This window comes from Acinetobacter shaoyimingii, from assembly GCF_011578045.1.
GTDB lineage: Bacteria > Pseudomonadota > Gammaproteobacteria > Pseudomonadales > Moraxellaceae > Acinetobacter > Acinetobacter shaoyimingii.
Genome location: NZ_CP049801.1, coordinates 1975570 through 1995540, shown reverse-complemented (window position 1 = coordinate 1995540; position 19971 = coordinate 1975570). Strand labels below are relative to the sequence as shown.

Below are 19971 nucleotides of genomic sequence, written 5' to 3'. Positions count from 1 at the left end.
AATGTATGGATTTTAAATGACTTGATTGTCGAGCACGCAACAATCAATATTTATCAAAAAATGATGAATTTTCAAGTTCTTGTTTAATCCAATCAACAAATTTTTGAATAATAGGCGTGATTTCTTGACTCGAATGAACCAAATAGTATGAGCGTACACCTTCTAGTCTACGACGTGAAGCAATGACCAATTCTTTTTTTATTAGCTCTTGCTCGATTAACATTTGTGGGATCAAAGCCATCCCCATGTGATGATGTGCAGCAACAGCCAACATGGAAAATAATTCATGTCTTTGACCGTCATAGGGTTTTGGATGTGGGATTTGGCACATTTCAAACCATTCTTGCCAGATACCATGACGCGTCGTCTGTTGTAATAAAGGAAGCTGAATCAACTGATCATCCGTTAGATCATAACTAAAGTCATCTACCATTTGTGCATGTGGAAAATACTGCTGAATCAGTTGCGGTGAACATACAGGAACAACATCTTCTTTCATCAAAAAATGCGTTTGTGTTCCTGGCCAATGATCAATCTGCTGCTGTGTTCCAGCATAAATGGCTGCATCGAAAATATGTTCGTTAAATAAAAAAGGTTTGGTACTTGTTTCTAAATGAACGGTGATTTCAGGATGATTGGCATTAAAACGATGTAATTTAGGCAATAACCAGCGCGTCGCAAATGTAGGTACTACACCCAACTTTAACGTCCCACCTAAGCCTTTATGGGACATGACATCCAAAGTGCTTTGTTCAATGCCCAATAATAATGGTTTGATGCTTTTATAATATTGTTGTCCCGCTGGTGTGAGTTCTACGCCGTGACGGGTGCGGGTAAATAAACTAAGCCCTAAAAACTGTTCGAGTTGTTGTATTTGACGTGATACAGCACTTTGAGTAATAAAAAGTTCTTGAGAAGCAAAGGTATAACTTAAATGTTTGGCCGCTGCTTCAAAACACAATAAACCTTGTAAAGATGGAATGTTCCTTCGCATGGATTATCCTTTATCCAATCAGTTATTTAAAAATGACATAAATAGAGCTTAGGAAGCTAAGCGATACAACTTTGGTCGTAATATATCGCGACACTCGATAGATTCAACCCAGATTAAAGCATTTGATTGCGCATTTATAGGTTGAGATATGTGTAAAATGCATATCTGCATGAAAATATATCGTTTGCGTGTACGACGATTCATGCATAGGATCGAGTAAAACAAAGAAAATGTATATTCAAGCAGAGGAAGCGATGAATCAAATGGTCAATACCGCAAAAAAAGCACGTGTTCAATTTAATTGGCAAGATCCTTTTTTGATTGAACAGCAACTTAGCGCAGAAGAGCGAATGATTCGTGATGCGGCTAAAGCATACTGCCAAGATAAATTGGCATCGAGAGTTCTTGAGCAATTTCGCCATGAAAAAACCGATCCAACCATTTTTCGTGAAATGGGTGAGTTGGGTCTTTTAGGACCAACCATTCCTGAGCAATACGGCGGTGCAGGACTGAACTATGTCAGTTATGGTCTCGTAGCACGTGAAATTGAATATGTCGATTCAGGTTACCGTTCAATGGCCAGTGTGCAAAGTTCATTGGTCATGGTACCCATCAATGAATTTGGTTCAGAAGAACAAAAGCAAACATATTTACCGAAACTTGCAACAGGTGAATACATTGGCTGTTTCGGTTTAACTGAGCCTGATCATGGTTCGGATCCAGGCAGTATGATTACACGTGCCAAAAAAGTTGATGGTGGCTACCGTCTCACTGGTGCAAAAATGTGGATTACCAACAGTCCAATTGCAGATGTCTTTGTGGTTTGGGCGAAAGAAGTATCGCCTGAAGGCAATGTCGGCGACATTCGTGGTTTTATCTTAGAAAAAGGCTGGGAAGGACTGTCTGCTCCAGCAATTCACGGTAAAGTGGGTTTACGTGCTTCAATCACGGGTGAAATCGTGATGGATAATGTTTTTGTTCCTGAAGAAAATGCATTTCCAGAGATTCGTGGTTTGCGTGGTCCATTTACCTGCTTAAACAGTGCTCGTTATGGTATCGCTTGGGGTGCAATGGGTGCGGCAGAATTCTGTTGGCATACAGCGCATCAATACACCATGGATCGTAAGCAATTTGGTCGTCCTTTAGCAGCCAATCAATTGGTGCAAAAGAAATTGGCCGATATGCAAACTGAAATTACTTTAGGTTTACAAGCTGCTTTACGTTTTGGTCGTATGAAAGATGAAGGAATTGCTTCAGTCGAAGGTACATCCCTGATTAAACGTAATAACTGTGGTAAAGCACTTGATATCGCACGTGTGGCGCGTGACATGATGGGCGGGAACGGGATTTCAGATGAATTCGGTGTTGCGCGTCATTTGGTCAATCTTGAAGTCGTCAATACTTACGAAGGTACGCATGATGTACATGCCTTGATCCTTGGTCGTGCACAAACTGGCATTCCAGCTTTTTAAAATTAATTCAATTTAAACAATAGGATGTTCTTTCAAAAGAAGAACATCCTTAGGGTTTCTTTGTCCTAAAAAAGACGAAGTTCAAACTGTTTTTAATGTTAAGGGATTCATCGTGAACATTTCTAACACCCGTACATGAGATGAATTGCATGCTCAATAATCGGATTAAAACAAACGATCAAAGCGCTCGCAATCTGATGTAAAGACATAGGAATGTCGATGACTCATTTGGGAAAATGAGGTAAATGGATATGAATAATCAAAATCACGCTGGAGCAGGAACGCTCAGCACGAAATTACCATCAAATCTTGGGACAGCACATCGCATAGGCGCAAATACTTGGAAACTGGCATTCATCTTTGCATTTGTTTCATTGGTGATTGATGGCGTGGATATTATGCTGCTGTCTTTTAGCTTGACGAGTCTCAAAGCTGAATTTGGCTTGTCTTCATTTCAAGCTGGAATGCTGGGAAGTAGCTCACTCGCAGGAATGGCATTGGGTGGTATTACTGGCGGATGGGCATGTGATAAATTTGGTCGAGTTAGAACAATTGCTTGGTCAGTGGTGTTCTTCTCGATCATGACCTGTATTTTAGGTTTTACTCAAACCTATGAACAATTCATGATTCTGCGTTTTATCGGTGCATTTGGTTTGGGTTCACTTTACATGGCATGTAATACGCTCATGGCTGAATATGTACCAACTAAATATCGTACTACTGTTTTGGGAACATTACAGACTGGGCAAACAGTTGGTTATATCGTAGCAACACTCTTGGCTGGTGCGATTATTCCAGATCATGGGTGGCGCATGTTGTTTTATGTCACCATTATTCCAGCAGCTTTTGCTTTAATCTTCATGCGTTTTATTCCAGAACCTGCATCTTGGCAAGAAGCGAAAATTGAACAATTGAAACGTAAAGAACAAAATATTATTCAGCCTCAAGTTCAAATAAGTGCGACAACAAAAGCACCATCGGAAAGTATTTATAAGCGTATTTTTAGTCATCAACAACATCGTAAAATGTTTTTATTGTGGATGACAACCGCTGCTTTTCTACAGTTTGGTTATTATGGCGTAAATAACTGGATGCCGACCTATTTAGAAACCGAACTCAATATGAATTTTAAAGCCCTCACAGGTTATATGGTGGGTGCATATACGGCAATGATATTAGGCAAAATTATTGCAGGCTATGCAGCTGATAAATTAGGTCGTCGTGTTACTTTCGTGTTTGGTACGGTCAGTACGGCTGCATTCCTTCCTGTAATTATTTTCTTTAACACACCAGATAATATTGCTTATTTGCTCATTACCTTCGGCTTTTTATATGGCATTCCATATGGTGTCAATGCGACCTATATGGCTGAAACTTTCTCTACCGATGTGCGTGGTACAGCAATTGGTGGTGCATACAATATGGGGCGTCTAGGCGCAGCTGTTGCACCAGCGACCATTGGTATTATTGCAGCAGGTGGCTCATTTACTATGGCATTTATTGTGATGGGTGGAGCTTATTTCATTGCAGGGGTTATTCCAGGCTTGTTTATTCGTGAACGGCAGTATGATCCACAGCAATCGTCTTTAATAAGCTCAGTTGATCAGGATACGGATGACCAATCTTCAAGCATACAACCAAATGTAGAAAAAACAGTAACAGTCAAATAAAGCATCAATACAATAATCGCCAAGTGTTTATACACTTGGCATCAGGAGTCAAAAATGGGTGCCTTACAAGGAATTCGTGTATTAGATTTGAGTCGAGTATTGGCAGGTCCCTGGTGTGGTCAAATCTTGGCTGATCTGGGTGCTGAAGTCATCAAAATTGAGCGCCCGCATGTCGGTGATGATACCCGTTCATGGGGGCCGCCGTGGATGCCAGATCAGGATGGTCAAGCAACCCGTGAGTCTGGTTATTATCAATGTGCCAACCGCAATAAATATTCAGTTGCCGTGGATATTTCATCAGAACAAGGTCAAGCTTTGATTCGTGAGATTGCTCTAACTTCAGATGTCGTGATTGAAAATTATAAAGCAGGTTCTTTGGCAAAATACGGTTTGGATTATGCCAGTTTAAGTGCACTCAATCCTGATTTGGTCTATTGTTCGATCACAGGCTTTGGACAAGATGGTCCGCGTGCAGAAGAACCCGGTTATGATTTTATTATCCAAGGTATGTCAGGCTTGATGAGCATTACCGGCGAAAAGGATGACTTACCCGGTGGTGGTGCGCAGAAAGTTGGAGTAGCAGTGGTCGATATTCAAACGGGATTGTATTCGACCATTGCCATTCAAGCCGCTTTATTGGCACGACAACATACGGGGCGTGGTCAATATATTGATATGTCATTGCTTGATGTGCAAGTGGCAGCATTGGCCAACCAAGGGATGAACTATTTGACTTCAGGTGTTGCACCAAAGCGTATGGGAAATAATCATCCGAATATTGTGCCGTATCAAACGTTTAAAGCCAAAGATAAAGAATTTATTATCGCTTGTGGTAATGATAAACAGTTTAAGGATTTGTGCATTGCCATTGGTCGACCTGAATTATTAGAAGATACGAGATATTTACGTAATCAAGACCGAGTTAAACATCGGGATGAATTGATTCCGTTGTTGTCGACGTATTTTTTAACGAAAAATGCCAAGGACTGGGTCGATGCGATTCATGCGGTCAAAGTCCCTGTAGGGGTGATTAATTCAGTGGCTGATGCTTTGGATGAACCACAAATCCAGCATCGCAACATGGTGGTCAATATTCCACATGAGTTGAATCCTGATTTTAAAGTGATTGCATCTCCAATGAAATTATCAGAAACACCTGTGGAGTATCATCGTGCACCACCACAATTGGGCGAGCATACACAAAGCATTCTGTCGCGATTTAAAAGCAAAGAAGAACTACTTCAACTCAAAGCCCAAGGCATTATTGATGGTGAAGTGGCTTAGATTTTAATCAGGTCAAAACATTGGTGAGAGACTAATTAAAAAAGCTCAAGTATTCAGTCTTGAGCTTTTATATTTATTTAACGACATTATATGGATTATTTATTTAAGAGTTTAATCTTTTTAATAAAATATAATTTTTCGTCAGCACTGGGGCCGGCAATTCTGTCATTATTATTTTCATAGGAAAATTCGGCGAGCACTTTTTTACCTTTATATTTGGTGTTTAAAGTGACACCTTCATGTTCTGAAGAAGATTTGAACCAATTTCCACACTGATCCATGCAATAGGCATGTATTTCTTTATTTTTGGCATCTTTTAATGTCAGAGCAGTATCATCAATACCACCACCATTAACGATGGTATAGGTCTGCATTTTTGCTAAGCTGAAACTCGATGTTGAAAGTAAAATAGCCATTAAAACGATTTGCTTCATTTTGTTATCTCTATAAATCATTATTTTTATGTATGCTTTATACGCTATTTTTTAAAAATCTTCCAATTTCTTGGCTGAATTTAACTGGCTCTGTAATCAGTGGTGTATGCCCAGATTTATGAAACAATACGTGTTGGCTATTTTCAAGAGAGTTGGCGATAAATAGCTGCCCCTGAGATGGATACAATGTCGATTGCTCACCAATGAAGAAGGTTGCAGGCTGTTTCAATGAAGTCACTGCTTCACGATAATCTTCGTTATGATTGAAATAACTATCAATATACCAAGTCAAATAATCTAAGCGCTGAATCGGCAAAATATGTTTTTGTAATTTAGGAAAATGAAACGCCAGCTTAAAAACTTTAGGTGTGATTTTATCGGATGCTTGTAATTCGATAAATGAAATCCATAGTTGTGTTAAGTGCTGTTGATCGACTTGGCTTAAGTCAGAGATATTTTTGACATCTTCATGTTGATGCAGAACACCTGATAATTCTTCGAGTAGTTGTTTAAGTTGAGGATGCTTTTTGCCTAATAGTCCATAAGGCCAAACATCATCAGCAGTTATTTTAGGCGTTTGATCAATATGTAAATAGCTTTTAATTTGGTCTTTAAACTGACCATATTGCATACCGTGCATAGCAGTGGTTGCACCCATAGAATATGCAATCACAATGGTACGTTCAAGATTTAACAATTTGAGCAGTGCTTCAATGTCTAACCAATGGCTTTCAATCGCATCTAAATTTGCTGGAATTTTGCAATGTTTAGAGCCACCAAAACCACGCCAATCTGGAATAATAAATTTAAACTTCTGGACGTAAGGTAAAAGAAAAGGCAACCATTGCCAGCTTTGCATTCCCAGACCAGATAGCACCAGTACAGGCTCACCTTGTCCTATTTCACGAACGTAAAGTTGTTCACCATCTGGCATGTGATAATGTGGCATATTTAAATTTTATCCATCGATCATAATTAAATTTTAAATGTTCTTAGGTGTGAAATAACGCGTTCAAGCCAGCCAATCCAACCGATCTCTAATTCAATACCTAACTGCAAAATCATTTTATGAATGTAAAGTGTGCGGTCTTGATCATCACCCTGTTTAAAATCTTTATCATAAATACTTTGATAAACTTTTAAATTTTGTTGATGTAATGTTAAGTGTCGCTCTAGCTCAGGCAGTACGGTATTGCCACCCAATTGTGCTTCTGCACGTAGACGAACCATGAGTTCTTCACGCAGTTGCGCAGGCGGGCTTTGTTTAACCATCCAGTCTGCAAGTTCTGTACGACCTAACTGTTCAACGCGATAGGTTTTTTTTCTACCTGTGTCATTTTCATCTTCAATAACAGAGATCCAACCTTTTTTTTGCATTGCGCCCAATTCACGATAAATTTGCTGATGCGTTGCATTCCAAAAGAAACCCATGGAGCGATCGAAACGACGTGCTAGTTCGAAACCAGAGCTTGGTTTTTCGATTAGACTGGTCAATAGCACATACGATAAAGACATTGTTATTTTTCATCTTAAAAAAATCATCAACTGTATTATGCAACATGTTGCATAAAAATCAATTCTCGCTTATAAAGTGTTTAGATGGAAATTATGCAACAAGTTGCATTAGCAAATTTTAGATAAACATAAAAATAGCAAGCGAAAGCCAGCCAAGGAGATCTTATGTCCAATTATCCTCATTTACTTGCACCACTTGATTTAGGCTTCACTACATTGAGAAACCGTGTACTTATGGGCTCAATGCATGTGGGATTAGAAGAAGTCGAGGGTGGCTATGAACGTATGGCTGCTTTCTATGCAGAACGTGCACAAGGTGGTGTTGGACTGATTGTCACTGGTGGGATTGCACCCAATGATGCTGGGGTGACCTTTGCAGGTGGCTCTAAATTAGATTCAATAGAAGAAGCTGAAAAGCATAAGGTGATTACCCAAGCTGTGCATGATGCTGGTGGTAAAATTGCGATGCAGATTTTGCATACTGGCCGTTATTCTTATCAAGCTGAAAATGTTGCACCGTCAACAATTCAAGCGCCAATTAACCCGACTAAACCTCATGCACTGACATCTGCTGAAGTCCATCAGACCATTGCTGATTTTGCCAATTGTGCAAAGCTGGCGCAATTTGCAGGCTATGATGGCGTTGAAATCATGGGCTCAGAAGGTTACTTAATCAATGAGTTCATTGCTGCACGTACTAATCATCGTGATGATGAATGGGGTGGGAGCTATGAAAATCGTATCCGTTTGCCGATTGAAATTGTAAAACGTACTCGTGCAGAAGTGGGTGAAAACTTTATTATTATTTATCGTCTATCAATGCTTGATCTGGTCGAAGGCGGTTCAACATTCGAAGAAGTTGTTCATCTTGCCAAAGAAATAGAAAAAGCAGGTGCAACCATTATCAATACAGGTATAGGCTGGCATGAAGCGCGTATTCCGACCATTGCGACCAAAGTGCCACGCGCTGCATTTACTTGGGTCACGCAAAAATTAAAAGGGCAAGTGAAAGTACCTTTAATCACCTCAAACCGAATTAATACTCCTGAAATGGCTGAGCATGTTTTGGCTTCGGGACATGCGGATATGGTGTCGATGGCGCGTCCGCTATTGGCTGATGCATTTTTTGTACAAAAGGCCGAACAAGCCAAAAGTGATGAGATCAATACCTGTATTGGTTGTAACCAAGCCTGTCTAGATCATATTTTCTCTATGCGTATTGCAACGTGTTTAGTCAATCCTCGTGCATGTTATGAAACTGAACTCATTTTTAAAGAGTCAAATCAAGTTAAAAACATTGCTGTGATTGGAGCTGGACCTGCGGGATTAAGCTTTTCAACTTATGCAGCTGAACGTGGTCATCAAGTCACACTATTTGAAGCGTCAAATCAAATTGGTGGTCAATTTAATATTGCCAAGACCATTCCAGGTAAAGAAGAATTCTATGAAACTTTACGTTACTTTAAACGTAAAATTGAATTGCAACCCAACATCAAACTTCAGCTTAATCATGCTGTAACTTATGAAGAATTAACAGATTCAGCATTTGATGAGATTGTGGTTGCCACTGGTGTAACTCCTCGTCAATTGGATATTGAAGGTATCGATCATCCAAAAGTCATGTCTTATTTGGATGTGCTCAGAGATGGTCAGCCAGTAGGCAAACGTGTTGCGATTATTGGTGCGGGTGGGATCGGGTTTGATACCGCAGAATTTTTAACACATGAAGGCGAAAGTGCCAGCTTAAACCCAGACAAGTTCTATGATGAATGGGGAATTGATAAAACTTATGCACATGTCGGTGGTTTAAAGCAACCAAGCGTGGAACAAGCTGATCGAGAAATATACCTACTGCAACGGAAATCTAACTCTGTAGGTGCTGGTTTGGGTAAAACCACAGGTTGGATTCACCGAACAGGTTTGAAACATCGTCAGGTGAATATGATTCCAGGTGTGAGTTATGAAAAAATTGATGACCAAGGTTTACATATTTTAGTGAATGAGCAACCGAAAGTTTTAGATGTGGATCATGTGATTATTTGCGCAGGTCAAGAGCCATATACCGCGATGTATGATCAGTTACAAACCGATGGTAAGTCTGTGCATTTAATTGGAGGTGCATTGGAGGCAGGTGAACTCGATGCTAAACGTGCAATTCGCCAAGGTGCAGAATTGGCAGCAGTAATTTAAAAGACGTTGGCTTCTTTCTCCCTTTATTCAAACTAAGCAGCATTGCTTGTAAAGGGAGGGTTTATGTTTCTTTAAATTTTCTCAATCCTCCTTTTAAATGAGGAGGATTGCCTACAGCCAAATGGTATATCACAACAAAAAAAAGGAATTGAACAATGACGATTCAAACCACTCAACAATCAATCACACGCTGGCATGAGATGCTTAAATCGCAAGACATGTCTATATTGAACGACTTGCTTGACGACAATGTGACATTCCGTTCACCTGTGGCCTATAAGCCGTATCCAGGTAAACAAATTGTATTTTTTATATTAACAAATGTAATTCAGATCTTTGAGAACTTTACATATCATCGTGAGTTTTATAGTGATGACGGACAAAATGTGGTGCTTGAATTTTCAGCAAACATTGGTGATAAAAAATTAAAAGGGATTGATATGATTCAGTTTAATGATCAAGGCAAAATCATTGATTTTGAAGTGATGATTAGACCTAGAAGTGGCTTGAATGCCTTGGCTGAACTCATGGGACAACGTATGGCGACTTTAGGTTTATAGGCGTAGAATTAATGCATATTACTTGAATGATTATGGATGTTTTTTTGGATAAATTTTCAAAAATCATCCATATAAATCGCTACAGGTTAAGTGAACATGAATCTTGTCATTAAAGATATATCGGATTATTTACAAAATAAATTACAAAACACGCTTGATCAAATCACTGGAGCTGAACAGCCCACCGTATATTATAACGTGCAGAGTCACTCTCAGCAGATACTCAGTCGACTTCCACAACTTAACCAAAAATATCGCCCAACGCCGTGGCTCAGTAACCCGCATTTACATCTGATTTATTTTGATCTAATCAAGAAAAGAACCATTCGCTTAAAGTATGATCGCGTCGACCAATTAAAAATGTCAGACGGCGGTGTCACAGCAATTGCTTGGTATGGTTTGGATTTACCTACAGATACGCCTACCATCGTACTCATGCACACCATTACGGGTTCGCCTGAAAGTATGCGTGAACTGGTGAAAGACTTAAATGCTTATACAGGATGGCGTATTGCCCTGTGTTTGCGCCGTGGTCATGCGGGTCTGCCCATGCCTGTAGCTAAGATGAATTTATTCGGCTCAACCGATGATTTACGAGAGCAGATTGCATACATACAAAACAAATTTCCACAATCTGATTTGTATGGTGTTGGTTCATCAGCGGGTACGGGACTTCTTGTTCGATACTTGGGTGAAGAGGGTGAAAATACCCCATTAAAAGCAGCATTTGCTTTATGTCCGGGGTATAACACTGAAACAGGCTTTGGCAATGTACATCCTTTTTACAGTAAAATGATGACCAAAAAGTTGTTTACCAAATTTATCAAGCCTTATACACAAACGTGGCAGCAAACAGCATCATTGTCTAAAGTATTACAAGCAAAAAATTTATTAGAATTCGAGCAAGCTTATTTTGAAATGGCGGGTTATCAAGATTATGAGAGTTATACCCAAGCCACCAATCCCATTTATGTTTTTGAAAATGTAAAAATTCCTTTAATGATTTTAAATGCAGAAGATGATCCTGTTTGTCATATTAAGAATTTTGAACCTTATAAAGAAGTGATTCGTCAAATGCCAAATATTGTGGTGGTCACCACCAAGAAGGGCAGTCACTGTGGTTTTTATGAGGGTTTATCGACACGGTCATGGGCAACCAGATTGATGGCAGATTATTTAAAAAATCTTCAATCTTGAAGGCTCATTTGGTTATTGAACTTTATTTAAGAATTAAGCGAGAAGTAATAAAAATGCCCTAATCAGTGATTAGGGTATATCTTATTGAAGCTGAATTAACTGAATTAACTGAATTAACTGAATAAGGTATTGGTGCTGGGTTCTAATCCAATTTTGATCTTTGTTTTAGCCACAAGTTCTGACTCATCTGTTTGGTTAGGATGAAAATCTCGACGGTAGTAATCTATAAATTTTGGAATAAATATTTGATAAGATTGTTGTGCAAATTTTTGGAATTTGCCCCAAGATTTTAAATTGAATAATTGGCGATCTCGTTTCATTAATACAATTTGATAAATTGAGGACATTGTGATGATCAGCGCCAAGCTCAGCGTAAAAATGGTGACACGAGGAAGGTAAGCACTCAAACCTGTTCCATATAAATATTCGTACAGATCATAAGCGACAGCTTTATGTTCAGTTTCTTCAACACTATGCCACAACCATAGATTTCGAATGGTTTCATCTGTCATGAGTTCATTGACTGACTCCATCATGGTCACAACCAATACCGCGGTGTAATGCTCTAATCCAACCGTAACCAATAAATTCCATTTTTTACTAAATACACGTTCTATGCCTTTTAAAATAATTCCTGTTACTTTTTCAAGCGATTCAGGGTCTAAACCATGTTGTTTCGCACTTAAATGAAATGCATGGTGTTCCTTGGAGTGCATGGCTTCTTGACCAATAAATGCACCAATTTCACGATCAAGACGGGGATTGTTTTTTGCTTTTGCTCTCAAAGCGCGAACAGATCTTACAAAATACGATTCACCCTCAGGAAAAAGCGTAGAAAGTGCGGTGAAGAAATGTGTAAATGAAGGCTCATTATTGCACCAGTAGCGTGGAATATTATTAAATTGATAATCCATACGTCGCACTGGAAAAGAAGATTTTTCTCTTAAAACGGGTAGATTGGTTGTCATTATTTTCTCCACAAATTAAGTTCTAAAAAGGAACTCATTAAACAGTATCCAGTTGTTTGTGGTGTGTCAAAGTGTTTTGATGTTTTGAGTTTATATCGTCCTGCATTGATATCTAGATGCCTTTAAAGACAAAGAGTACAAAACTGTAAAGGTGGTATTTTAAAATGATGTAGTAAGTTAATTTACATATTAAAAAAGTATTCAATTGCTGTAATAAAAAACCGAGCTCAATAGCTCGGTTTTTTTACGTCAGACAAAGCTAAAAAAATTAGTTATCTAAAGCAGGAGTTGCAGCAGCAATGGCAGCGGCAACAGCATCATCTTCAGTCTGGCTAGTAGAAGATGAAGATTTAGGGTTTGCAGGCTTAGATTCAGCAGGTTTTGCTTCAGCTTTAGGCTTAGTTTCTACAGCTTCAGCAGCATTTGAACTGGCACTTGTATCACGAGCACTTAAATCTTCAGCTGGTGCATCATGATATTCACGACGAATGGTTGCAGAAGTGTTGTTGGTTTCCTGATGTTCAACTTCAACACGCGTAGGAATTTCACTACTGTCTGGTGTCTCAATCGGTTCAACATTTACAGGCTCTTGTGCTGTTGTCTCAACATTTTGATCCTGTTCATCTTCCTTTGGTGCTTCTTTTTTTACACAAGCAGTAACAAGTAATGCAGTCGCAATTGCTACGCTAATTAAAAGTTTCTTATTCATAATTGCTCAAAACAAAACTGGATATATTCGTTGCCATAGTATAACAGCAATTTCAAATAGAAAAATCCTGTTCATTCCCCCTAAATTTTTATCGGAAAAGCTGATAGAATAACCAATTGTTTATTGTTCTATGAATTGATGCGGAATGACTTTGCTTTCTTGGTGCAGAGTAAAGTAAAATCGCACAACATTGTAGGCCAATTTAGGCTCCATTGTACGAGAAACTTAATGACCCATTTTATATTCGTGACTGGTGGTGTAGTCTCATCACTAGGTAAAGGTATTTCAGCTGCTTCAGTTGCTGCACTTTTAGAAGCCCGTGGTTTAAAAGTGACCATGGTCAAAATGGATCCATACATCAATGTCGATCCAGGGACAATGAGCCCTTTCCAACATGGTGAAGTTTTTGTCACAGAGGATGGTGCAGAAACAGATTTAGACTTGGGTTATTACGAACGTTTCTTACGTCGTGCCAAAATGACCAAACTCAATAACTTTACTTCTGGCCGAGTTTACCAAGATGTTTTAAACAAAGAACGTCGTGGTGACTACCTTGGTGGCACAGTCCAAGTTATTCCACATATTACGGACAATATCAAAGAACGTGTTCTTCGCGCTGGTGAAGGCTATGACGTTGCAATCGTTGAAATCGGCGGGACAGTCGGTGACATCGAATCACTTCCATTTATGGAATCTGTACGTCAGCTCATGGTTGAACTTGGTCATAAACGCACCATGCTCATGCATTTGACACTTCTTCCTTATATCAAATCTGCTGCTGAACTTAAAACCAAGCCTACTCAGCATTCTGTTAAAGAATTGCTATCGATTGGTATTCAGCCAGATATCCTGATTTGCCGTACAGAACATGATGTAGATGCTGACACAACACGTAAAATTGCATTATTTACGAACGTTGAAGCACGTGCTGTTGTGGTATGTAAAGATGCGCGTACGATTTACCAAATTCCACGTACATTCTATGAACAAAATGTTGACGATTTAATCTGTGAACGTTTTGGCTATAACGATTTGCCTGAAGCTGATCTTTCAGATTGGGACAATGTTGTAGAAGCATTATTGAACCCTGAATATACCGTTCGCGTAGCGATGGTCGGTAAATACGTTGAACTTCCAGATGCATACAAATCTGTAAATGAAGCACTTTTACATGCGGGTATTCAAAACCGTGTCAAAGTTCAAATTGACTATGTCAATGCTGAAGAACTTGAAAGCCAAGATGTAAACGATGTATTGAAAGATGCTGATGCAATCTTAGTTCCAGGTGGTTTCGGTGAACGTGGTACTGAAGGCAAAATGAAAGCGATTCAGTTTGCACGTGAAAACGACATTCCATTCTTGGGTATTTGCCTAGGTATGCAATTGGCTGTGATCGAGTTTGCACGTAATGTTGCAGGAATTACAGATGCAACATCAACTGAATTCAATCGCTCAACAAAATCACCATTGATTGGTTTGATCACTGAATGGTTAGATGAGCGCGGTGAAGTTCAGCAACGTAGTATCGAGTCTGATCTTGGCGGAACAATGCGTTTAGGTGCTCAAAAATCAGAATTGGTTGAAGGCACAAAAACACGTGAAGTTTACGGTAACGCAGAAATTATTGAGCGTCATCGTCACCGTTATGAAATGAACAACCGTTTCATTCCAGCGCTTGAAGAAAAAGGCATGCGAATTTCTGGTTATTCACCTGTTCAGCATTTGGTTGAAACGGTTGAAATTCCACAACATCCTTGGTTTATTGCTGTACAATTCCACCCGGAATTTACAAGTTCACCACGTGATGGGCATCCATTATTTGCTAGCTTTATTGACGCTGCTAAAAAGCAATATCAAAAAACTAACTAATAGTGCACGTATAAAAAGTCGTGATCGATACGAAATAAACTAGGAAGTTTAAATGTCGCAACTAACACCACAAGAAATTGTACGTTTAGGCGATATACAAATGGCAAATCATTTGCCATTTGTATTATTCGGCGGAATGAATGTACTTGAGTCTAAAGATTTGGCTTTTGAAATTGCTGAATCATATATTGATATCTGTAAGCGATTAGATATTCCATATGTGTTTAAGGCAAGCTTTGATAAAGCCAATCGTTCAAGCTTAAACTCTTTCCGCGGCCCAGGTCTGGAAAAAGGGCTTGAATGGTTATCCGACATAAAAAAACAGTTTAATGTTCCGATCATTACCGATGTACATGAACCGTATCAAGCTGCACCTGTCGCTGAAGTGGCGGATATTATTCAGCTACCAGCCTTTTTAAGTCGTCAAACTGACTTGGTTGAAGCGATGGCGAAAACCGATGCCATTATTAACATTAAAAAAGCGCAATTCTTAGCACCGCATGAAATGCGTCATATCATGAATAAGTGCTTAGAAGCAGGCAATGACAAACTGATTCTTTGTGAACGTGGTTCAGCATTTGGTTACAACAACCTTGTTGTAGACATGTTGGGCTTCGACACCATGAAGCAGATGAATGTTCCTGTATTTTTTGATGTAACACATGCGTTGCAAACACCAGGTGGTCGTGAAGATTCAGCGGGTGGTCGTCGTGCACAAATTACGACATTGGCGCGTGCAGGTATGGCAACAGGTTTAGCTGGTTTGTTCTTGGAAGGGCATCCTGATCCAGATAAAGCCAAATGTGACGGTCCGTGTGCCTTGCGTATGTCGCAACTTGAGCCATTCTTGGCTCAACTGAAAGAATTGGATACCTTGGTCAAAGGTTTCAAAAAGTTAGATACACACTAAACCAATACTTTGATGCGTCTTTTTTGACGCATCGTTTTTATTAATCAACTGAGGAATTGTTCATGAGCCAAATCGTTGACATTCGTGCACGTGAAATTTTGGACTCTCGTGGTAACCCAACCATCGAAGCTGACGTAATCTTAGCCTCTGGCGTAGTTGGCCGTGCATGTGCACCATCTGGTGCTTCAACTGGTTCTCGTGAAGCTTTAGAACTTCGTGATGGCGATAAAGCACGTTACTTAGGTAAAGGTGTTAAAACTGCGGTAAATAACGTAAACACTTTGATCCGTGATGCTTTAGTTGGTAAATCAGTATTTGAGCAAAAAGACATCGACAATACGATGATTGCGCTTGATGGTACTGAAAATAAAGAAAAATTAGGTGCAAACGCAACATTGGCAGTATCTTTGGCTGCTGCGCGTGCTGCTGCAACTGAAAAGAAAATTCCACTTTTCCAATACATCGCAGACTTACGTGGTCAATCAATTTTGACGATGCCTGTGCCAATGATGAATATCATCAATGGTGGTTCACATGCAGACAATAACGTTGATATTCAAGAGTTCATGATCGAGCCTGTAGGCTTCACGTCATTCTCTGAAGCTTTACGTGCTGGTGCTGAAATTTTCCATTCTTTAAAATCAGTTTTAAACAAAAAAGGTTTAAACACTGCTGTTGGTGATGAAGGCGGTTTCGCGCCAAACCTTCGTTCTAACGAAGAAGCGATTACGGTAATTCTTGAAGCGATTGGTCAAACTGGTTACAAAGCAGGTTCTGACATCATGCTTGCGCTTGACTGTGCATCTTCAGAATTCTACAAAGATGGTCAATACATTCTTGCAGGTGAAGGCAACAAAGCATTCACTAGCAACCAATTCTCTGACTACCTTGCAGGTCTTGTAAACCAGTACCCAATTATCTCAATTGAAGATGGTTTGGACGAGTCTGATTGGGAAGGTTGGTCTTACTTGACGTCTATCCTTGGCGATAAGATCCAGTTGGTGGGTGATGACTTGTTTGTTACAAACCCGAAAATCCTTCAACGTGGTATCAATGAGAAAGTCGGTAACTCGATCCTCATCAAATACAACCAAATTGGTACATTGACTGAAACTTTAGATGCAATTTATCTTGCGAAAGAAAATGGCTACTCTACAGTGATTTCACATCGTTCTGGTGAAACTGAAGATTCTACAATTGCGGATCTTGCAGTGGGTACAGCAGCGGGTCAAATCAAGACTGGTTCACTTTGCCGTTCTGACCGTGTAGCGAAATATAACCAATTACTTCGTATTGAAGAATTGACTAAAGCTGCATATCGCGGTAAAGCTGAATTCAAAGGTTTGAATTAATCATTGAATGAAAATGTTAGAAGTATTTAATACAACTTCAAGCAAAATGTTGCTGGGACTTGCGATTATTCTCATCGCATTTCTCCAGTACCAGTTTTGGTTTGGTGAGGGTGGTTATTTCCCTCACCACGCTTTAATTCAACAAATTCAGCAACAAGCTGAACTGAATGAAGAATTAAAAGAACGAAATCGCATTTTGGCGGCAGAAGTTTATGACTTAAAAAATGGTGTTGAAGCCATTGAAGAGCATGCACGTTTAGATTTAGGTCTGATCAAGCCACATGAAACATTTGTGCAAATGAGCACCATTAGTGCCAATTACAAACCCATATATATTGATCCAAATGCACAAGTAGATACCCGTACCAATGAAGATGAAGTTGCCCCAGAATTGCCATAAATTGTGGGCAATCATTCCTGCTGCAGGTTCAGGAAGTCGTTTTTCTAAAACGCAGCTTAAACAGTATCAAATGATTCAAGATAAAACTGTGCTTGAACATACTGTTGCACGTTTAAATCAATTGCCTTTATCAGGCTATGTATTGGCGATTTCAGCGCAGGATGATATTGCTGAAAATTTAGCACTGAGTCATAAAGATAAGGCTCAATTTTGTCTAGGTGGAAACGAGCGCGTTGATTCTGTTTTAAATGGTCTTATTCATTTATCAAGCTTTGCAGATGAAGATGATTTGGTTTTTATACACGATGCAGCACGACCATGTGTGAGTGTTGAATGCTTAAATAATTTGATCAATACGGCATTGGAACAAAACTGTAGTGCAATTTTAGCGATTCCAGTACGCGATACACTTAAACGTGTTGATCATCAAGACATACAAACAACCGTAGACCGTGATTGTTTATGGCAAGCACAGACTCCACAAATTTCAACAATAGGTACTTTAAGACGTGCCATTGAAAAAGCCTTAGCAGATGGCATCACCATTACCGATGAAGCAAGTGCTTTAGAATACTATGGTGAAACTGTTAAAGTCGTTACAGGGCGTTCAGACAATATTAAAATTACTTATCCTGAAGATTTGGATTTGGCGCGTTTGATCTTACAAGCCCAATCGGTGTGATTCATTCATACCAACATAACTTATTCAATCAAAAAAACATCACCCAGTGGTGATGTTTTTTTATGTCTACACATCTTTTATAACAATTCCACGTTAAAAATCATCTAAAACTTGCTTGTATTTCTCAATCTTCAGTCGTAATTTAAAGTGAAATGCATCACATATTATTACAATGGTTTTATACAATAGGGTCTAGTTCATGTGGTCTACTGAACTTGAGTCACTGGTTGTAATATCAGGTTTTAACAGTGTTTTAGCACCGTATTATTTGATGTGTATTTTAATGGTGTGATGATATTCGATTATTAAATCATAATAAATTTTGCAATACGTACTCAAAGGATGAGTTGTTTCAAGGTAAGGCTAAAGATGAATTGATCAATGGTCATTCATTAAATTCAAAAGGATATGAACCGATTTTTAAAACGCAATATATAACAAAAAACTTCTGAAAATTAGATTTATACAAGGCGGTGTTTTATGCATATAGTCGTTATGGGTGCAGGTGTGATTGGCACCACCACAGCATATTATTTAAATCAGGCAGGACATGAAGTCACAGTCATTGACCGTCAACCCAATGTTGCACTGGAGACCAGTTTTGCCAATGCAGGGCAAATCTCTCCAGGTTATGCATCACCATGGGCTGCACCAGGTGTACCTTTAAAGGCTTTCAAATGGATTTTTCAACAGCATGCGCCACTAGCCATTAAACTCACAGGTGATATGTATCAGTATCAATGGATGATACGAATGCTCGCTGAATGTAACATTAATCGTTATCAAATCAATAAAGAACGTATGGTGAGGATTTCAGAATATAGCCGTGATTGCCTAGACCAACTTCGACTAGACACGGGTATTCATTTTGATGAACGTCAATTGGGTACTTTGCAATTGTTTAGATATCAACATCAATTGGATATTGCAGGAAAAGATACCGAAGTTTTAAAAGAAGAAGGCGTGCCTTTTGAGTTATTAGATAAGGCAGGCGTAATACGTGTTGAACCTGCCTTGGCACTTGCGACAGTTGATTTTGTAGGTGGCTTAAGGCTTCCAAATGACCAAACGGGGGATTGTCAAAAATTCACCACTGAATTGGCAGATTTAATTCAAGAAAAAGGCGTGAAATTTTTATTCAACACACATATTGAGCGTCTTGAGTTCACGCATGATGCTATATCTGCTGTGGTGCTTAAAGATGGTAGCAAAGTCCAAGGAGATGCTTATGTCATGGCATTGGGCAGTTATAGTCATGATATGTTGAAACTGTTGAATATTGATGCACCTGTTTACCCACTGAAAGGATATTCAATCACCACAAAAATTATAGATGCGTCGAAAGCCCCTGTATCAACAATTTTAGATGAAAGCTACAAGATCGCATTAACTCGTTTTGATGATCGCATTCGCGTAGGGGGGATGGCTGAAATCAATGGTTTCGACCACACTTTAAATATACATCGTGAAGATACACTACTGATGGTACTTGAACAGCTATTTCCACATGCCAGTGATATTTCAGACGCGCATTTTTGGACAGGTTTGCGTCCTGCGACACCTGATGGAACGCCTATTGTGGGTCAAACTTTTTATAAAAATCTGTATACCAATACAGGTCATGGCACTTTAGGTTGGACCATGTCGTGTGGTTCAGCACAGTTACTGACCGATATTATTTCCAATAAAACCCCGAAAATTGAATACGATGATCTCAATGTCTTTAGATATGTTTAAGTTTTTAAATATGTTTAAAAGTTGGTGA

The 19971-nt window shown here is 39.2% G+C and carries 18 protein-coding genes; 12 read left to right on the top strand and 6 right to left on the bottom strand.

Annotated features, from left to right (window positions below):
• Nucleotides 1-43 precede the first annotated feature (43 nt).
• Nucleotides 44-994 carry a LysR substrate-binding domain-containing protein gene (locus tag G8E00_RS08990; RefSeq protein ID WP_166223843.1) on the bottom strand — a complete coding sequence of 317 codons (951 nt, stop codon included), beginning with the start codon at nt 992-994 and terminating at the stop codon, nt 44-46.
• Between the two features lie 254 nt (nt 995-1248).
• On the opposite strand from G8E00_RS08990, the gene G8E00_RS08985 reads away from it, so the two are divergent.
• The 3 genes from G8E00_RS08985 to G8E00_RS08975 all read left to right on the top strand — a co-directional run bounded on the left by G8E00_RS08985 (nt 1249) and on the right by G8E00_RS08975 (nt 5420).
• Nucleotides 1249-2466 carry an acyl-CoA dehydrogenase gene (locus tag G8E00_RS08985; protein ID WP_166226492.1) on the top strand — a complete coding sequence of 406 codons (1218 nt, stop codon included), beginning with the start codon at nt 1249-1251 and terminating at the stop codon, nt 2464-2466.
• 251 nt (nt 2467-2717) lie between these two features.
• Nucleotides 2718-4136, top strand: a complete 1419-nt coding sequence (locus G8E00_RS08980) for an MFS transporter (RefSeq protein ID WP_166009663.1) — start codon at nt 2718-2720, stop codon at nt 4134-4136.
• Between the two features lie 54 nt (nt 4137-4190).
• Nucleotides 4191-5420, top strand: coding sequence for a CaiB/BaiF CoA transferase family protein (locus G8E00_RS08975; protein ID WP_166009665.1), 1230 nt, complete (start codon nt 4191-4193; stop codon nt 5418-5420).
• 95 nt (nt 5421-5515) lie between these two features.
• Here G8E00_RS08975 and G8E00_RS08970 read toward each other — a convergent pair whose 3' ends face one another.
• From G8E00_RS08970 to G8E00_RS08960, 3 genes are read right to left on the bottom strand one after another with little or no spacing between them, the layout of a single operon-like run.
• On the bottom strand, nt 5516-5854 hold the full coding sequence (locus tag G8E00_RS08970; RefSeq protein ID WP_166223840.1) for a hypothetical protein: 339 nt from the start codon (nt 5852-5854) through the stop codon (nt 5516-5518).
• Nucleotides 5855-5891: 37 nt separating this feature from the next.
• Complete coding sequence (locus tag G8E00_RS08965; protein WP_166223837.1) at nt 5892-6803, bottom strand: alpha/beta fold hydrolase; 912 nt, start codon at nt 6801-6803, stop codon at nt 5892-5894.
• Nucleotides 6804-6829: 26 nt separating this feature from the next.
• Nucleotides 6830-7369, bottom strand: a complete 540-nt coding sequence (locus G8E00_RS08960) for a PadR family transcriptional regulator (protein WP_166009671.1) — start codon at nt 7367-7369, stop codon at nt 6830-6832.
• Nucleotides 7370-7534: 165 nt separating this feature from the next.
• On the opposite strand from G8E00_RS08960, the gene G8E00_RS08955 reads away from it, so the two are divergent.
• The 3 genes from G8E00_RS08955 to G8E00_RS08945 all read left to right on the top strand — a co-directional run bounded on the left by G8E00_RS08955 (nt 7535) and on the right by G8E00_RS08945 (nt 11316).
• Complete coding sequence (locus G8E00_RS08955) at nt 7535-9559, top strand: NADPH-dependent 2,4-dienoyl-CoA reductase (RefSeq protein ID WP_166223834.1); 2025 nt, start codon at nt 7535-7537, stop codon at nt 9557-9559.
• A gap of 155 nt (nt 9560-9714) precedes the next feature.
• Nucleotides 9715-10119, top strand: coding sequence for a nuclear transport factor 2 family protein (locus G8E00_RS08950; protein WP_166223832.1), 405 nt, complete (start codon nt 9715-9717; stop codon nt 10117-10119).
• A 96-nt stretch (nt 10120-10215) separates the two neighbouring features.
• Nucleotides 10216-11316 carry a YheT family hydrolase gene (locus G8E00_RS08945; RefSeq protein WP_166223830.1) on the top strand — a complete coding sequence of 367 codons (1101 nt, stop codon included), beginning with the start codon at nt 10216-10218 and terminating at the stop codon, nt 11314-11316.
• A gap of 113 nt (nt 11317-11429) precedes the next feature.
• Here G8E00_RS08945 and G8E00_RS08940 read toward each other — a convergent pair whose 3' ends face one another.
• Nucleotides 11430-12284, bottom strand: a complete 855-nt coding sequence (locus G8E00_RS08940; protein WP_196781981.1) for a metal-dependent hydrolase — start codon at nt 12282-12284, stop codon at nt 11430-11432.
• Nucleotides 12285-12552: 268 nt separating this feature from the next.
• Nucleotides 12553-12993, bottom strand: coding sequence for an internalin (locus tag G8E00_RS08935; protein ID WP_166223827.1), 441 nt, complete (start codon nt 12991-12993; stop codon nt 12553-12555).
• Nucleotides 12994-13221: 228 nt separating this feature from the next.
• On the opposite strand from G8E00_RS08935, the gene G8E00_RS08930 reads away from it, so the two are divergent.
• From G8E00_RS08930 to G8E00_RS08905, 6 genes are all read left to right on the top strand, one after another.
• Nucleotides 13222-14862 carry a CTP synthase gene (locus G8E00_RS08930; protein ID WP_166223824.1) on the top strand — a complete coding sequence of 547 codons (1641 nt, stop codon included), beginning with the start codon at nt 13222-13224 and terminating at the stop codon, nt 14860-14862.
• A 52-nt stretch (nt 14863-14914) separates the two neighbouring features.
• Nucleotides 14915-15772, top strand: a complete 858-nt coding sequence (kdsA, locus tag G8E00_RS08925) for a 3-deoxy-8-phosphooctulonate synthase (protein ID WP_166223821.1) — start codon at nt 14915-14917, stop codon at nt 15770-15772.
• A gap of 62 nt (nt 15773-15834) precedes the next feature.
• Nucleotides 15835-17124 carry a phosphopyruvate hydratase gene (gene eno / locus G8E00_RS08920; protein ID WP_166009685.1) on the top strand — a complete coding sequence of 430 codons (1290 nt, stop codon included), beginning with the start codon at nt 15835-15837 and terminating at the stop codon, nt 17122-17124.
• Nucleotides 17125-17137: 13 nt separating this feature from the next.
• On the top strand, nt 17138-17524 hold the full coding sequence (ftsB, locus tag G8E00_RS08915) for a cell division protein FtsB (protein ID WP_166009687.1): 387 nt from the start codon (nt 17138-17140) through the stop codon (nt 17522-17524).
• Nucleotides 17499-18206 carry a 2-C-methyl-D-erythritol 4-phosphate cytidylyltransferase gene (gene ispD / locus G8E00_RS08910; protein WP_406741466.1) on the top strand — a complete coding sequence of 236 codons (708 nt, stop codon included), beginning with the start codon at nt 17499-17501 and terminating at the stop codon, nt 18204-18206. Before ftsB ends, ispD begins: the two co-directional genes overlap by 26 nt.
• A gap of 480 nt (nt 18207-18686) precedes the next feature.
• Nucleotides 18687-19943 carry a D-amino acid dehydrogenase gene (locus G8E00_RS08905; RefSeq protein WP_166223815.1) on the top strand — a complete coding sequence of 419 codons (1257 nt, stop codon included), beginning with the start codon at nt 18687-18689 and terminating at the stop codon, nt 19941-19943.
• The last annotated feature ends 28 nt before the right edge of the window (nt 19944-19971 follow it).

Excerpts from the sequence above, each read along its gene's own strand:
- G8E00_RS08935 (WP_166223827.1), bottom strand. The coding sequence starts at position 12,993 with ATGAATAAGAAACTTTTAATTAGCGTAGCAATTGCGACTGCATTACTT.
- eno (WP_166009685.1), top strand. The coding sequence starts at position 15,835 with ATGAGCCAAATCGTTGACATTCGTGCACGTGAAATTTTGGACTCTCGT.
- G8E00_RS08905 (WP_166223815.1), top strand. The coding sequence starts at position 18,687 with ATGCATATAGTCGTTATGGGTGCAGGTGTGATTGGCACCACCACAGCA.
- G8E00_RS08960 (WP_166009671.1), bottom strand. The coding sequence starts at position 7,369 with ATGTCTTTATCGTATGTGCTATTGACCAGTCTAATCGAAAAACCAAGC.
- G8E00_RS08980 (WP_166009663.1), top strand. The coding sequence starts at position 2,718 with ATGAATAATCAAAATCACGCTGGAGCAGGAACGCTCAGCACGAAATTA.
- ftsB (WP_166009687.1), top strand. The coding sequence starts at position 17,138 with ATGTTAGAAGTATTTAATACAACTTCAAGCAAAATGTTGCTGGGACTT.
- G8E00_RS08985 (WP_166226492.1), top strand. The coding sequence starts at position 1,249 with ATGAATCAAATGGTCAATACCGCAAAAAAAGCACGTGTTCAATTTAAT.
- G8E00_RS08950 (WP_166223832.1), top strand. The coding sequence starts at position 9,715 with ATGACGATTCAAACCACTCAACAATCAATCACACGCTGGCATGAGATG.
- G8E00_RS08945 (WP_166223830.1), top strand. The coding sequence starts at position 10,216 with ATGAATCTTGTCATTAAAGATATATCGGATTATTTACAAAATAAATTA.
- ispD (WP_406741466.1), top strand. The coding sequence starts at position 17,499 with ATGAAGTTGCCCCAGAATTGCCATAAATTGTGGGCAATCATTCCTGCT.
- G8E00_RS08990 (WP_166223843.1), bottom strand. The coding sequence starts at position 994 with ATGCGAAGGAACATTCCATCTTTACAAGGTTTATTGTGTTTTGAAGCA.
- G8E00_RS08965 (WP_166223837.1), bottom strand. The coding sequence starts at position 6,803 with ATGCCACATTATCACATGCCAGATGGTGAACAACTTTACGTTCGTGAA.
- G8E00_RS08970 (WP_166223840.1), bottom strand. The coding sequence starts at position 5,854 with ATGAAGCAAATCGTTTTAATGGCTATTTTACTTTCAACATCGAGTTTC.
- G8E00_RS08930 (WP_166223824.1), top strand. The coding sequence starts at position 13,222 with ATGACCCATTTTATATTCGTGACTGGTGGTGTAGTCTCATCACTAGGT.
- kdsA (WP_166223821.1), top strand. The coding sequence starts at position 14,915 with ATGTCGCAACTAACACCACAAGAAATTGTACGTTTAGGCGATATACAA.
- G8E00_RS08955 (WP_166223834.1), top strand. The coding sequence starts at position 7,535 with ATGTCCAATTATCCTCATTTACTTGCACCACTTGATTTAGGCTTCACT.
- G8E00_RS08975 (WP_166009665.1), top strand. The coding sequence starts at position 4,191 with ATGGGTGCCTTACAAGGAATTCGTGTATTAGATTTGAGTCGAGTATTG.
- G8E00_RS08940 (WP_196781981.1), bottom strand. The coding sequence starts at position 12,284 with ATGACAACCAATCTACCCGTTTTAAGAGAAAAATCTTCTTTTCCAGTG.